Genomic DNA, 14,595 nt, shown 5'->3' with positions numbered 1-14,595 from the left:
TCCCGGCTGACGGGCTCGTTCTGATCCGGCTCTGATCTGCGCCGTCTACCGTCGCGACAGCCGGTGGGACACCGGCGCCCGCGCCGCGGCCGGTCGTGTCGTCGCTGCGGGGCGGGTGCCTCGCGAGACGAAGGAGCCGGACATGCACGATCCCGCCACCCACGCGTTCCCGCACCTGCTGCTGGAAACCTTGCGCGGCTCGCCCGGCACTGCCGCCTTCGAACAGGGCACCAGGATCGTCTCCCGGGGAGAGTTGCTGGAGCTCATCGGGGGCATGGCCGGCGCGATGCGCGACGCGGGACTCGGCCCCGGCAAGGGCGTCGCCGTCCGCACCGGCCTCTCGCCGGAGGCGTTCGCCGTCCAGATGGCCGCGCACGTGCTGGGCTGCCGCGTCGTGAGCGTACGGCCCGGGTACACGTCCCGCCAGCTCGCCGACGTGCTCGGCGTGGGAGTCGACGCCGTGGTCCTCGACCGGTCGACGGCGACACCGGAACTGCTCCACGCCGCCGGGTCCGCCGCGGTGCTGTCGCTGGGGCCCGCCCCCGGTGCGGCCGGGGCGGTCGACCTCCTGTCCCATCCCGGCGACGACCGCTTCCCCGCCGTCACGGCGCGCCCGGACGACGTGGCCCTGCTGACCTTCACCAGCGGCAGCACGGGCCGGCCGAAGGGCTGCGTGCTCACCTATCGGGCTCTCGCCGCGCACTGGTCCAGCCATCGCGGCTGGTCGTCGATCGCGCCCGGCTTCGACGAGTCCTTCCACCGCTACATGCTGTTCGGCACCCTGTCGAGCCTGGTGGTGCAGGACTTCCTGGCGTCGTGCCTGCTCGGCGGCGGCACCGCGGTGATCCCCGATGAGGACGGCCGGCCGCTGTTCCCGTACGCGATCGAGCGGCACCGGATCACCGGCGCGATCGTGACCGTGCCCCGGCTGTGCCAGATGCTCGACCTGCTCCGCGAGGAGCCGGTCGACGTCGGCAGCCTGCGCGCGCTGACGGTCTCCGGATCGCCCGTCAGCCCGCATCGGCTGCTCGAGGCGGTGCACCGGCTGGGCCCCGTCGTCTACGTGGGGTACGGCGCGACCGAGGCCGGCGTCATCTCCATGCTCACTCCCGGCGAGTCGGACCACGCGCCCGCCTCGGTCGGCCGCCCGCACCCCAGCGTCGAGATCAGCGTGCGCGACGAGGAGGGCCGCCCGGTCGCGACGGGACGGACCGGCGAGATCCACGTGCGCAGCCCCTTCCTGATGGCGGGCTACTGGGGCCAGCCGGAGGAGACCCGCGACGTGCTGCGGGACGGCTGGCTGCGCACCCGCGATCTCGGTCACCTCGACGAGATCGGCCTGCTGTACCTGGCCGGCCGGACCAGGGACGTGATCATGGTCAACGCGATCGTCGTCTACGCCGGTCCCATCGAGCGGGCGCTGGCCGGGCATCCGGACGTGGCCGAGGCGTACGTGACCGGCGCGCCGGACGAGCGGACAGGGGAGGCCGTCCACGCGTTCGTCGTCCCCGCCCCCGGCCGCACCCCCGACGTCACTGCCCTGGCGGAGCTGGTCCGCGCCGAGCTCGGCGCGGACAACGTCCCTCGGACGATCACGACGGTGTCTTCCGTACCGGTCGCGCCGAGCGGCAAACCGGACAAGCGTGCCCTGCTGGAGCGGCATCTGTCCTCGGCGCTCTGATCGATCTCTGAGAATCGCCCGCCAACACTGGTGAAACTTCAACCACCGCAGTGAGGGAGGCGTCAATGCCGGACGACATCCTGGACTACCTGGTGATCGGTGCCGGACCGGCGGGCCTGCAGATGGGCCACTTCCTGCACCGGGCGGGGCGCAGCTACCGGATTCTCGAGGCGACGCCCGAGCCCGGCGCGTTCTTCCGGACCTTTCCCCGCCATCGCAAGCTCATCTCCATCAACAAGAAGCACACCGGATGGGACGACCCGGAGCTCAACCTCCGGATGGACTGGAACTCGCTGCTGTCGGACGACCCCCGTCTCCTGTTCACCCGCTACAGCGACCGTTACTTCCCCGCCGCCGACGACTTCGTCCGCTACCTGGAGGACTTCGCGGCCGTCCAGGGCCTGCACGTCACGTACGACGCGCGGGTCGCCGAGGTCGCCCGCCCGGACGCCGAAGGCCCGTTCCTGGTGACCGACGAGTACGGCCGGACCTACCGGGCACGGCGGGTGATCGTCGCGACGGGGGTCTCCCGGCCCAACGTCCCGCCCATCCCCGGCATCGAGACCGCCGAACAGTACAGCACCCACTCCACCGACCCCGCGGACTACACGGACATGCGGGTGCTCGTCATCGGCAAGGCCAACTCGGCCTTCGAGACCGCCGACAACCTCATCGAGACGGCCGCGGTGGTCCACGTGGCCGGACCGCACTCGGTGCGCCTGGCCTGGCGGACCCACTTCGTCGGGCACCTGCGCGCGGTCAACAACAACTTCCTCGACACCTACCAGCTCAAGTTGCAGAACGCCGTGCTGGACGGCGACGTCAGGCGCATCGAGCGCCGGGCCGACGGTTCCTACCTGGTGACGGTGGCCTTCGTCCGGGCCGACGAGGTCACCAAGGACATCCCGTACGACCGGGTGATCGTCTGCACCGGATTCCGGTTCGACGCCTCCGTCTTCTCTCCCGAGTGCCGTCCCGAGCTGACGATCGGGGACAGGTTCCCCGCGCTGACCCCGGCCTACGAGTCGGTCAACGTGCCCGGCCTCCACTTCGCCGGGACGATCACCCAGTCGCTCGACTTCAAGCGCGGCACCAACGGGTTCATCCACGGCTTCCGGTACGGCGTGCGCGCCCTGCACCGCATGCTGGAGGCCAGGCACCACGGCGTACCGTGGCCCGGATGCGCGCTCCCCGCCGACCCGGACGCGCTCGCGGCGGCCGTGCTCGAACGGGTCAACCGCAGCTCCGGGCTGTGGCAGCAGTTCGGGGTGCTGGCCGACGTCATCGTCCCGGACGGGCGTGGCGGCGCGCGCTATCTGGAGGAGCTGCCGGTCGACCTGCAGGGTCCGCCGATCGGTGACGGGGGCCACTTCGCGATCACCCTGGAGTACGGCCCACGCCACGACCAGATCGATCCCTTCGACCTCTCGGTGGGACGGATCAGCCAGAGTGACGCGGAGCGCGCCCACGAGGGTCACTACCTCCACCCGGTCGTACGCCATTACCGGGGAGGTGTGGTGGAGGCCGTCCACCACGTCACCGAGAACCTGGAGAACGACTGGACCTCGGAAGAGGTGCACCACCGGCCGCTCCGGGACTTCTTCCAGCGCCAGAGCCTTCCGGTCTCGGTGTGACGGCCGTGCTGCCGACCATCCGGGAGTTCGAGGCGGCGGCCCGCGACCGGCTGGACCCCGCTCACTACGACTACTTCGCCGGCGGGGCCGGCGACGAGATCACGGTGAAGGCCAACGAGGCGGCGTTCGCCCGGCTCGCGCTGCTGCCGCGGGTCCTGCGCGGCACGGGGAGCCCACGGATCGGGGTCACCCTGCTGGGCAGCCGCGTGGCGACGCCGGTGCTGGTGGCGCCGACCGCGTTCCACCGGCTCGCTGACCCCGAGGGGGAGAAGGCCACGGCCCGTGCGGCGGCCGCCGCGGAGACCATCATGATCGTGAGCATGGCCGCCACCGTCGCCGTGGAGGACGTCGTGGCCGCGGCGCCGGGCGCCACCCTGTGGTTCCAGCTCTACGTCCAGCCCGACATGGCCTTCACCGAGGCGATCGTCCGGCGTGCCGAGACGGCAGGGTGCGCGGCGCTGGTCGTCACCGTGGACTCCCCCACCCGGGGACGTCGGGACCAGGATGTGCGCAACGGCTTCGACGACCTGCCCGAGGGCGTGCGCTGCGAGAACCTGCGCGACGGCGACCCCGACACTGTGCGGCCGATCGTCATGTCGCCCGCGATCACCTGGGAGCACGTCGATCTGCTGAGGCGGATGACGCGGCTGCCGATCGTGCTCAAGGGCGTCACGCATCCCGCCGACGCGCGCCTCGCGCTGGACCACGGCGTGTCGGCGCTGTACGTCTCCAACCACGGTGGGCGGCAGCTCGACACCGTCCCGGCCACCGTCGATCTGCTGCCGGAGATCGTGGCCGCCGTCGGCGGGGCCGTACCGGTGCTGGTGGACGGAGGGATCCGGCGCGGCACCGACGTGGTCAAGGCGATGGCGCTGGGCGCGTCCGCCGTCGCGGTCGGCCGTCCGGTGATCTGGGGCCTGGCGGCGGACGGCGAGCGCGGCGTGGCAAGCGTGCTCGGGCTGCTGCGGGACGAGGTCGAGCACACGCTCACCCTGTGTGGCCTCGCCTCGCTGCACGACCTCGAACCGGGCCTGGTGCGGCGATGCTGACGGCGGTGTGGGTGGCCGCGGCCATCGTCGTGATCAGCCTGCCCCGGTGGCTCCCCGGGCGCGTCGTCGCGCTGCGCGGGTGGGTGTTCACGAGGATCAACGGCGAGGAGAGCATCCCGGTGCCCGGTGACCTGGTCGGCGTGGACCGGTTCAGGGAGGTCTACTCCCATCCGGCGGCCTCCGGCCGGAGCGAAGGCGCCGTCCTGTCCGACCTGTTCTGGTATTGGCTGTCGCCGGGGCCCGAGATGCACCAGGAGCACCTGGAGGCGGGGGAGCGGTACGACGCTGTCGCCCTGGCCACCCGCCGCGTCCTGTCCCAGCCGCGGGCACAGGTGGAGGAGCTCACCCGCCGGTGCGTCAACCGGGCACTGGAGGGCAGGCGCGGGCTGGTCCGGCTGCGCGACCTGATGATGCCGGCCTGGGCCGAGTTCTCCTACGAGCTGGTCTTCGGCGAGCCGTGCCCGCCGTACGCGCGTGACCTCGTCGTCGGCAACGCCGACGACGTCGTGACCGCGCTGAAGTGCTGTGGCCTGCGGCACATGGACCGGCGCGACCGGCTGACGGCCTATCTCGTCGAGTCGCTGCCCAGGGTGGGCCACGAGCTCCCGGCGGGCCTGACGGCCCGGGAGCAGGCGCTGTATCTCCAGGGCGCCTTCTTCAACACCGCCGTCGTGCAGATGTCGGAGGCCACGGCCCACGTGCTGATGGCTCTCGCCCAGCACCCGGACGTGCAGGACAGAGCGCGTGCCGGAGACGACCGGTTCCTCGACCAGGTGATCGCGGAGACGCTGCGGCTCTACCCGCTGTTCGGCATCGCCCACCGCGTCACCATCGGCGACATCCCCCTCGGCGAGGGCGTCGCCATCCCGGCCGGCTCGGTGCTGTGCTTCGACTACCCCGCCTTCCACCGCGCGGGTTTCCCCGAGCCCGAGCGCTTCGATCCCGAACGCTTCGCCCCCGGGCACGCCCCGGTCAGGGAGCTCAACCACATCCCGTTCGGCATGCCGGCGAACCGTCCCTGTCCGGCGTGGCGGCTCGCACCGCTCGCCATGCGGGTCGCGGTGCGGGAGACCCTGCGTGCGTACGAGCTCGACTCCACCGCCGCGCATACCCGGTCGCTGCCCAACCGGGGACCGTGCCTCCTCACCCCGCCGGCCGCGCGGCGCGGGCCGGGACGGCGCCTGACGCTGCTGTCCATGCGGCTCAGGGACGGCTGGGAGGACGTCTGGCGCAGTCTGGTGCAGCTCGTCCTCGGCACCTACATGGTGTGGGACGCGCGCCGGCTGCGGCTGTGCGAGCGCCACTTCTCCGGCGACGCCCGTCCCGAGGGCACGTAGACGACCGGCCGACGTCAGGTCCCGACCACGAGCGGAGGCACATGCCATGGCCGTTCCGGCCCTTCTCCCCGTCCTTCTTTCAGCGGAGGCGCACGCCGCCGATCCCAACCTGCAGCTGGCCCTCAGGGTGCTGCCGGCCCTGGCCGTCATCCTGCTGACCGCGGCGCTGTGCGGCAGGCTGGCGCTCCTGGTGATGCAGCCGCGCGTCGTCGGCGAGATGGTCGCCGGCGTCCTGCTCGGGCCGACGCTGCTCGGCGCGGTGTTCCCCGACGCCCAGGCGGCCCTGTTCCCCGCCCAGGTCAGGCCGGTCCTGTACGTGCTCAGCACCCTCGGCCTGACGCTGTACATGTTCCTGGTCGGGGCCGGGATGGACCACGACGCCCGGGCGCCGGGCGAGCTGCGCAAGGCGAGCGTGCTGGCGGCGTCGGGAATCGTCTCCCCGCTGGTGCTCGGCGGCGCAGCCGGTCTCGTCCTGTGGGACCGCCTCTCCCGCCCGGACGTCGGCCGGGTGGAGTTCGCCCTGTTCCTCGGGGGAGCGCTGTCGCTGACCGCGTTCCCCATGCTCGCCCGGATCCTGTACGAACGCGGGTTGCAGAACACCCGCGTCGGCCGGATCGCCCTGCTGGCCGCCTCCATCGACGACGCCGTGGCCTGGTGCCTGCTCGCGGCGCTGTCGGCGGTGCATCTGGGCGGCGGTCCCGGTGACACCCTGCGCACCATCGCCCTGGCGGGGGTGTTCGCGGCGGTGATGCTCGGGGTGGTGGCTCCGCTGCTGCGCCCCTTGGGCCGCCGCGTCGCGGAGACCGGGCGGCTCGGCACCGGCGCCGTGTATGTGATCGTGCTGGTGCCGCTCGCGGCCGGGTGGATCACCGACGCGATCGGCGTCTACTCGGTGTTCGGCGGCTTCGTCGCCGGGTTGTCCATGCCGCGCCAGCCGGCGTTCCGCGCCGCTCTGCACGGCCGGATGATGGATCTCGTATCGACCCTGCTGCTGCCCGTCTTCTTCGCGTTCTCGGGGCTGAACACCCATCTCGGCGGCATCGCCGGCGGTTTCGCGCTCCTGGCGTTCGCGCTGATCCTGACCCTGGCCTTCTGCGGGAAGTACTTCGGCTGCTCGCTGGCGACGCGGGCGCTGGGATTCGGCTGGCGAGAATCCTGGGCCATGGGCGCGATGATGAACGCCCGTGGACTGATGATCCTCATCTTCATCAACATCGGCCTGGCGCAGGGCATGATCACGCAGGAGCTCTTCGCGATGCTCGTCCTCGTCGCCGTTCTCACCACCGCGACGGCCCTGCCGCTGTACAAACTGGCGCTGCCCGAGCGCCACGAGCCCGGGGATGCGGAAAGCGCGGCCTCGATGCGTCGAGGGCGGGAGAAACCGGTTTCATCTAATTTCACATGAGGGTTCGGGGCATTCGCAGAATATGGGGCGGGGTCCCCGGAGCGTAATTCCGGAGTCTGGATATTTCCTGATATCGGTGCCACGGTTGTCCGGTGGCACGGATATCGGGGACATCCGAACCGCGCTCCTTGCGCCTGCTGCTCGTGGAGGACGACCGCGAGCTGGGAGACATGCTGGTCGAGGTGTTCACCGACCAGGGATACACGGTCGACCTGGCGCTGGAGGGTCAGCGGGGCCTGCACCTGGGGCTGAGCCGCGCTTACGACGCGATGATCATCGATCGCGGGCTGCCCGTGGTCGACGGGCTCGATCTGCTGCGCCGGCTGCGCGGGCAGGCGGTCACCGTGCCGGTGCTGATGCTCACCGCCTTCGGCGCCCTCGCCGATCGCGTCACCGGACTCGACGCGGGCGCCGAGGACTACCTGGTCAAGCCGTTCGAGATCGACGAACTACTGGCCAGGGTGCGCGCCCTGCACCGCAGGAACCTGGACCAGGCCGCGCTGCTGCCGCTCGGCGCCGGCTGGCTCGACTCCGCGTCCAGCACCGTACGGCTGCCGTCCGGCGAGCAGGTGACGCTGTCCGGCCAGGAGTGCCGGCTGCTCCACGCGCTGGCGGCCCGACCCAGGCAGGTGCACACGCGCACCTCGCTCCGGCAGCGGATCTTCGACGGCGCCAGGACCGAGTCGATCGTGGACACCTACGTCTACTACCTGCGCAACAAGCTGGGGCCGGGCGTCGTCCGTACCGTGCGGGGCGTGGGGTATCGCCTGGGTGAGCTGTGACGACGTCACGGCCCTTCGACCCGGAGCGGCGCCTGCTGATCCGGACCCGCCGCCGGATCACCGCGCAGGTGGCGGCTGTGTTCTCGCTGGCGATCGCCCTCCTCGGCGCGCTGGTCTACTGCGTCGTGGTGGACGAGCAGGATGCCACCGCCCGGCGCGATTTGGCCGTGGCCGCGATGTCGGCCCCGATGGACCACCCGCCGCCCTGCGTATGGCTGTTCGAACTCCGGGCGAACACCGTGCGGAGCTCCCCGGGGGCGCCGGAGAGCCTGCCGGTGCGCGAGACGCTCGACCGGGTCGCCGCCGACGGCCGGACCCGGGTCGACGTCGCGGAGGTCGGTGGTCATACGTACCTGGTCCGTACGCAGCGGCGCGGCGACGTGCCCCTGCAGGCGGTGATGGACCTGTACTACCCCATCACCGAGCGGCAGCGGCTGCTGCGCACGCTGTGCGCGGCCGAGGTCGCGGCCCTGCTGGCGGCGTTGCTGATCGGTCAGGTCCTCGCCCGCCGGGCGATCGCGCCGCTGGGCGAGGCCCTCGACCGGCAGCGCCGGTTCACCGCCGACGTCAGCCACGAACTGCGCAGTCCGCTGACCCGTCTGCACGTCCGCGCGCAGCTCGCCGCCCGGCGCCTGCGGCGGGATCCCGACCCCCTTCTCGTCGCGGGCGACGTCGACCGGCTGGTCACCGGCATCGGGCAACTGGGCGAGGTGATCGAGGACCTGTTGCTGTCGACACAGCTCAGGCAGCGCCGCCGGCCGTCCGGTCCCGCGGACCTGGCCGCGCTGGCGGAGGAATCGGCCGACGCCGAGGCGGCCCGCGCGGGGCAGCGCGGAGTGACCATCGACCTGCGCCGGGGTCCGGGCGATCACGTCGTGTGCGGGGCGCCGTCCGCGCTGCGCCGGGTGATCTCCGCGCTCCTCGACAACGCGCTCCGCCACACCTCCGCGGGCGGCCACATCTGGGTGACCGTGTGTTCGGGTCCGGAGACCGTTCAGCTCAGCGTGCGGGACGACGGCGTGGGGCTGGACCCGCGTGACGGCGAGCGCTTGTTCGCCAGACATGTCGGCGCGCCCCACACCGCGGGTCTCGGCATCGGCCTGGCTCTCGTGAGCGAGGTGATGGACGCCCACGGCGGCACGATCGACGTGGACGGGCGGCCGGGAGCCGGGGCCACCTTCACCATCCGTCTCCCACGGGCCACGCCGGACCCCGCTCCGCGCCTGTCTCGGATCTTCCTGCCTCCGCAGGCCCGGAGCGAGACGAACAGAACGCCGGAGGCGACCGCCTCCGGCCCCGGCGACGCGTCCCTGTAGTCCTCCGGGGACGGCGGAGCGTGCTCGCGCCCGCGGTTGCCGGTGCGAGGTGAGGGCATGATCCGGGCCATACCCATGGCGGCGACGTATGGAGAGCGATCGTTCTCTCGTTCGGGAAGGAGAGCAGATGAGCACACGTCCACCGCTTCCGCCGTTCACCGAGGAGACCGCGAGGCAGAAGGTGCAGGCCGCCGAGGACGCCTGGAACACCAGAGACCCCGAACGCGTCGCGCTCGCGTACACCGAGGACTCGGTGTGGCGTAACCGCTCGGAGTTCCTGACCGGACGGGAGGAGATCGTGGCCTTCCTGCGCCGCAAGTGGGAGCGCGAGCAGGACTACGCCCTGCGCAAGGAGCTGTGGACGTTCGGCGGCGACCGCATCGCCGTACGGTTCCAGTACGAGTGCCACGACGCCGAGGGCCGGTGGTGGCGCAGCTACGGCAACGAGCTGTGGGAGTTCACCGCCGACGGCCTGATGAGCCGCAGGGAGGCGAGCATCAACGACGTGCCGATCGAGGAGAGCGAGCGGCGCATCCGCGGCCCGCGCCCCGAGTCCGAACGCGGGGCCGGCCTCCCGCTCGCCTGACCGGCGGCGGCCGCCTGGTGCCGTGTCACCCGGCCATGCTCCTGCCGAGAGACTCGGCGTGGAGCGCGTCCGGCGCGCAGGCGGGGCAGTCGGGCGCCGCCGGATGTCGCGTGTAGACGTGCTGGTCCGGGGCGACGAGGTTGATCCCGGTGACGTAGCTGCCCGAGGTCGCGGGAATCCCGGTCAGGAACGCGATGACCGCCTGGGCGGTCAGGTGGCCCGACACTCCGGCGGAGGGCGCGATGACGTCCGGCCCGCCGAGGTCGACGGGGATCCCGGGCGCGAGAGGGGCGTCGACGCTCGCGGTCAGGCACTCGTAGCAGGGGCCGCCGGGAGTGAACGCCGCGACGCTCACCAGCGGGCCGTTGTAACCGCCGAGCGCCCACGGGATCTTCTCCGACAGGCAGGCCCGGTTGGCCCAGATGCGGATGCCGCCCCGTCCGGCCGGTTCGTCGGCGCACATCGCCACCGCGTCGAACCCGCGTACGAGGTCGCGCATGTCCTCCTCGCACTCGATCACCCGGGTCTCCCCGGTGACGCGGACGGAGGAGTTGACCTCGGCGAGCCGGGCGGCGGCCACCTCCACCTTGGGACTGCCGATGTCGGCCTCCCGATAGAGGGCCTGCCGCGTCAGGTTGGACAGCTCGACCAGGTCGCGGTCCACGCAGTGGATCTCGCCGACGCCGCACGCGGCGAGCGCCCAGGCCGTGTGGCTGCCGGTGCCGCCCAGCCCGAGGACGAGCACGCGCGAGCGTTTGAGGCGGACCTGCGCCTCCCAGCCGTGCTCGCGCGGTGCGAGGTCGACGCCGCGGAAGAACGCCGCGTTGCGTGAGTAGCGTTCGAGTTCCCGCAGGCTGAGCTCCTCGGGCCGCGGGCCGGCGGCGTCCTCCACGTATCCCGAGCCGAGCAGGAGATCGACGACGCGGGCCGCCTCGGTCTCGGTCAGCCGAGGGAACGCGCGGAGCAGTCGGGCGACGACCTCCTGCGGGGTCCTCGTGCCGTCCATGGCGTTCAGGGCCGCCCAGGCGTGGCCGTCCGGATCGCTGATCTCCGCCACGCCGTGGACGGACCCGCCTATCCAGATCCGGTCGTTGCCGTACCTGTGGGGGCGGTGCTGGGCTTTCACGCGGGGCAACCGCAAGGCGACCTCTTGGCATCGCGGGCGGGACAATAATCGACAGGTGGATCTTTCTGGAAGTGTCCACTTATGTCAAGGCGAATGCCGAAGCAGCATCATCCCTGGATGCGGCGGCGGCCAGTGCCGTGACGGTCTCCTCCCGCGCTCGAACCGGTAGCCGGGACGGCGTGATCGACGCGGCGGTTTTGTCGTACGGCTCGGCTACTTTCCGGATCATGACAGACCGTTCCCCCAACGGCGCGATCGTGTGGGCGCGACACAGCAGGCTGCGCGTGGTGCCGCCGGTCCAGCCGCGCAAGCTGGCGAAGGTCCCCTTCGTCGAGCTGGCGGACGGCCGGCTGCAGGGCGTGGTGTCGAGCGGCTCGGACATCGGCCGGGTCTACGTCTCCTCCGTCGCCGCCGGCACCCACAACTACAACTGCAGCACCAACAACAACCGCCCCTGCGGCGGCCTGTACGGTTCGCCGTGCAAGCACCTGCGGGCCCTGGTCGCCGAGGCCGTCGTGCAGTACGGCGCCGACCGCGTGTCCCGTTACCTGCGGGTCGAGGTCCCCGAGGGTGCGGAACTGGCCGACTGCCTGGGCGGCGTCCACGAGCCCGCCCCGGCCGCGGTCGTGTTCAGCCGGTTCCTGCGCCACCTGGCCTACCTGGAGGTGCCCGACACGACCCTGCCGATCCCGGAGCTGCACTGGTTCCCGGCCACGGGGACGGTGGGCTGATGCTGGCCGTACAGCTCGCCGCCCTGCTCGGCGGCGACTCGGGAAACGCCGGTGAGGGGGCCGAGGAGGCGCTCGCGCTGCTCGACGGCTTCGACGACGCCCTGGTGCACGGCCTCGCCCGGCTCGCCGACGAGCGCGCCGACGCGGTGACCGCGCTGGCCGCGGCGTTCGCGGCCACCCCCCTCGGCGATCGGCTGGCGGAGGCCGCCGACGCGGTCGTGTCCGGTTCGATCACGCAGGAGCATCTGACGGCCCTGGCGGGCGGCCGGGTCGCGTTGTACGGCGCCGTGCACGACTCCCTGCTCGGAAGCCTCGACACGGCACTGGGACGGGAGCGCGCGGAATGGCCGGCGGCGCCCAGTGGCGTGGGGGTGGCGGGCGGCGCCGGCGCTCAGCCGGCTGGGAACGTGCTCGGCGGCGTCCGCTCCTGGCTGCGCGAGCTGGCCATCACCGGCTGGCGCGGCGTCGACCACGATCTCGTCTCCGCGGCGGACCAGGTCATCGAGGCACTGCTCGCCGTACCGGATCTGCGCAGGCTCGCGGTGCTGCTCGACGGCTTCGCCGCCGAGCTGCGCGCCTCCTGCCCGGTCGGTTCGGCGGAGCACCTGCCGGTGCGGCGCTGGGCCGATCTGTGGACCCGCGCCCTGCTGCTGTCGCAGGACGGCGTCCTGACCGGCGAGCCCCAGCCCGCCGCCATGGTGTCGGGACGGCTGCTGGTGCTCGGCGTCGACGTGCACGAGCACGGCACCGCCGTCCAGTTCCAGGTGCACGCCGTCCTGGAACCCGCCGACGGCGGCAGGTCCCGGCTGGTGCGCACCTCCGTCACGGCCGCCAAGGTCGACACCATCGTCGGTTCCGCGCTGTGGAAGCTGCCGCAGCGCCACAAGGTGCTGCTGGCCGCGCTGGCCGACCGCCGCAGCATCGAGATCGCGGACGTGCCCCTGCTCGACAGCGGTGACCTCGTCTGGCACGACGAGCGCGCCTTCGTGAGCAAGCCCGCCGACCCGTTGGCCACCGCCCGGCTGTGCCTGCCCGGCGCGCTCGCCCCGGCGGTGCCGCCCCTCGACCGCGTTCCCGTACGGATCGCCGAACCCGTGCTGGTGGAGGGCTACAAGGTCACCAAGGACGGCTCCTTCGACCTGGGCGGAACCATCCTGGCCGTGGACGCGGAACGGCTGCCCGACTGCGGTCCGCTCACGCCCAAGCTGGTGGCGGCCTCGTCGGCGTGTGTGGGACTGGTCCGGTGGGACGGCGGCCGATGGACGCTCCAGCCGCTCGCCGTGCAGGCGAAGGTCAAGCGCGAGGCGGTGGTGGTCGCCACCGGCGACTGGGCGCTCGGGCCCACCGACCCCAAGGCGGCCAAGGCGGAGGCCCGGGCCGCCGACGCGGTCACCGTGCTGCGGGAACGAGCCGGACGGTTGCTGCGACGATGAACGACGACATCTTCACGAGCGACATCTCCACGATCGGCACCCCTGCGGTCGGCAACTCCACGGTCGGCGACTCCACGGTCGGCGAGGACGGTCTGACGAGCGCCGACCGGAACCGGCGTCAGGTGCTCTACTGGCGGCTGCTCGCCCGGCTGTTCGACCATGAGGAGCAGCCCGCGCTGGAGACCGCCGGCGTCGCGGTCGTCGGCGACCTGGGCCTGCCCCCCGGGCTGCTCGACCCGGCCGTGTCCATCGACTCGCTGGTGCAGCGCTTCCCCGAACTGGCCGCCGAGTTCGAGACCCTGCTCACGCCGGGCGAGCACGTGCCGGGCGGCGAGGTGCGCCGGGCTGCGCTGGTCTCGAAGCTGCTGCTCAACGTCTTCGCCACCGGTGCGGGTGACGTCAGCGCCACCCAGCTCGCGACCTGGCAGCGGGACGCCGCCTGGCTCAAGGGGGCCCTGTGCGGCGGGCCTGCGCCCGGAGTGGGGACAGGCGCGGGAACAGGCGCGGGAACGGGCGCGACACCGGGAGAGCCCGGCGGCGAACCGGGGACGGAACCAGGGTCCGGGCCCACGGCCGGATTCGGGCCGGGGGCCGGCGTCAGGATCGGCGACGACGACCTGGCCAAGGCGCTGGCCGGCATCGAAGCCGAGCTGGTCAGCCGCATGCGGCTGCGCGAGGTCCTGGCCGACCCGGCCCTGGCGCGGCAGCTCACGCCCAGCATGTCGCTGGTCGAGCAGTTGCTGCGCGACAAGGCCAACCTGTCGGGCGTGGCGCTGGCCAACGCCAAGGCGCTGATCCGCAGGTTCGTCGACGAGGTCGCCGAGGTGCTGCGCACACAGGTCGAGAAGGCCAGCGCGGGCGTGATCGACCGATCGGTGCCGCCCAAGCGGGTGTTCCGCAACCTCGACCTCGACCGCACGATCTGGAAGAACCTCACCAACTACAGCCCCGAGGACCAGCGGCTCTACGTCGACCGGCTCTACTACCGGCGCACCGCGAGGCGTACGACGCCGGCCAGGATGATCGTGGTGGTCGACCAGTCCGGTTCCATGGTCGACGCGATGGTCAACTGCACCATCCTGGCGTCCATCTTCGCCGGGCTGCCCAAGGTCGACGTGCATCTGGTCGCGTACGACACCCGCGCGATCGACCTCACCCCGTGGGTGCACGATCCGTTCGAGGTGCTGCTGCGCACCCAGCTCGGCGGCGGCACCGACGGCACCGCCGCCCTGGCCCTCGCCCAGCCGAAGGTCGCCGACCCCCGCAACACGGTGGTCGTGTGGATCTCCGACTTCTACGAGTGGAACTGTGCCGCCGTCTACGCCGGGATGGAGGCGCTGCACCGATCCGGCGTACGGCTCATCCCGGTGGGCTCGGTGGACAGCGGCGGCCAGCAGAGCGTCAACCCGTGGTTCCGGCAGAAGCTCAAGGACCTGGGCACGCCGGTGATCTCGGGCCACATTCGCAAGCTCGTGTTCGAACTCAAGAACTTCCTCGCCTAGGAGACCCCCTTAC

The 14,595-nt window shown here is 72.1% G+C and carries 12 protein-coding genes; 11 read left to right on the top strand and 1 reads right to left on the bottom strand.

Going from position 1 to position 14,595, the window contains the following annotated elements; all coding sequences use genetic code 11:
• Positions 1–142: 142 nt before the first annotated feature.
• The 8 genes from ACQEVJ_RS42980 to ACQEVJ_RS42945 all read left to right on the top strand — a co-directional run bounded on the left by ACQEVJ_RS42980 (position 143) and on the right by ACQEVJ_RS42945 (position 9,790).
• Positions 143–1,681: a class I adenylate-forming enzyme family protein gene (locus tag ACQEVJ_RS42980; protein WP_433110948.1), complete on the top strand. Its 1,539-nt coding sequence runs from the start codon at positions 143–145 to the stop codon at positions 1,679–1,681.
• 65 nt (positions 1,682–1,746) lie between these two features.
• Positions 1,747–3,315 (top strand): NAD(P)-binding domain-containing protein, encoded by a 1,569-nt coding sequence (locus ACQEVJ_RS42975; RefSeq protein ID WP_433110946.1) that lies wholly within the window; start codon positions 1,747–1,749, stop codon positions 3,313–3,315.
• Entirely contained in the window at positions 3,312–4,364 is a 1,053-nt protein-coding gene (locus tag ACQEVJ_RS42970; RefSeq protein WP_433110944.1) for an alpha-hydroxy acid oxidase, read from the top strand. The genes ACQEVJ_RS42975 and ACQEVJ_RS42970 overlap by 4 nt, the downstream gene beginning before the upstream one ends.
• Positions 4,358–5,701, top strand: coding sequence for a cytochrome P450 (locus ACQEVJ_RS42965; protein ID WP_433110942.1), 1,344 nt, complete (start codon positions 4,358–4,360; stop codon positions 5,699–5,701). The genes ACQEVJ_RS42970 and ACQEVJ_RS42965 overlap by 7 nt, the downstream gene beginning before the upstream one ends.
• 46 nt (positions 5,702–5,747) lie before the next feature.
• Positions 5,748–7,106 carry a cation:proton antiporter domain-containing protein gene (locus ACQEVJ_RS42960; RefSeq protein ID WP_433110940.1) on the top strand — a complete coding sequence of 453 codons (1,359 nt, stop codon included), beginning with the start codon at positions 5,748–5,750 and terminating at the stop codon, positions 7,104–7,106.
• Between the two features lie 92 nt (positions 7,107–7,198).
• Positions 7,199–7,888, top strand: coding sequence for a response regulator transcription factor (locus ACQEVJ_RS42955; RefSeq protein ID WP_433110938.1), 690 nt, complete (start codon positions 7,199–7,201; stop codon positions 7,886–7,888).
• A complete protein-coding gene (locus tag ACQEVJ_RS42950) occupies positions 7,885–9,204 on the top strand; it encodes a sensor histidine kinase (RefSeq protein ID WP_433110936.1) in 1,320 nt (439 codons plus the stop codon). Before ACQEVJ_RS42955 ends, ACQEVJ_RS42950 begins: the two co-directional genes overlap by 4 nt.
• Before the next feature lie 127 nt (positions 9,205–9,331).
• Positions 9,332–9,790, top strand: a complete 459-nt coding sequence (locus ACQEVJ_RS42945; RefSeq protein ID WP_433110934.1) for a nuclear transport factor 2 family protein — start codon at positions 9,332–9,334, stop codon at positions 9,788–9,790.
• A 25-nt stretch (positions 9,791–9,815) separates the two neighbouring features.
• Here ACQEVJ_RS42945 and ACQEVJ_RS42940 read toward each other — a convergent pair whose 3' ends face one another.
• Complete coding sequence (locus ACQEVJ_RS42940; RefSeq protein ID WP_433110932.1) at positions 9,816–10,916, bottom strand: HesA/MoeB/ThiF family protein; 1,101 nt, start codon at positions 10,914–10,916, stop codon at positions 9,816–9,818.
• Between the two features lie 227 nt (positions 10,917–11,143).
• On the opposite strand from ACQEVJ_RS42940, the gene ACQEVJ_RS42935 reads away from it, so the two are divergent.
• From ACQEVJ_RS42935 to ACQEVJ_RS42925, 3 genes are read left to right on the top strand one after another with little or no spacing between them, the layout of a single operon-like run.
• Positions 11,144–11,647 (top strand): hypothetical protein, encoded by a 504-nt coding sequence (locus ACQEVJ_RS42935; RefSeq protein ID WP_433110930.1) that lies wholly within the window; start codon positions 11,144–11,146, stop codon positions 11,645–11,647.
• The gene (locus tag ACQEVJ_RS42930) at positions 11,647–13,080 is read left to right on the top strand and encodes a hypothetical protein (RefSeq protein ID WP_433110928.1); all 1,434 of its coding nucleotides are present in this window, start codon (positions 11,647–11,649) and stop codon (positions 13,078–13,080) included. The genes ACQEVJ_RS42935 and ACQEVJ_RS42930 overlap by 1 nt, the downstream gene beginning before the upstream one ends.
• The gene (locus ACQEVJ_RS42925) at positions 13,077–14,582 is read left to right on the top strand and encodes a VWA domain-containing protein (RefSeq protein ID WP_433110926.1); all 1,506 of its coding nucleotides are present in this window, start codon (positions 13,077–13,079) and stop codon (positions 14,580–14,582) included. Before ACQEVJ_RS42930 ends, ACQEVJ_RS42925 begins: the two co-directional genes overlap by 4 nt.
• The last annotated feature ends 13 nt before the right edge of the window (positions 14,583–14,595 follow it).

The organism is Microbispora sp. CA-102843 (assembly GCF_050936215.1).
GTDB lineage: Bacteria > Actinomycetota > Actinomycetes > Streptosporangiales > Streptosporangiaceae > Microbispora.
The sequence above is the reverse complement of the archived record's forward strand: the minus strand, read 5'-3'. Positions and strand labels throughout refer to the sequence as shown.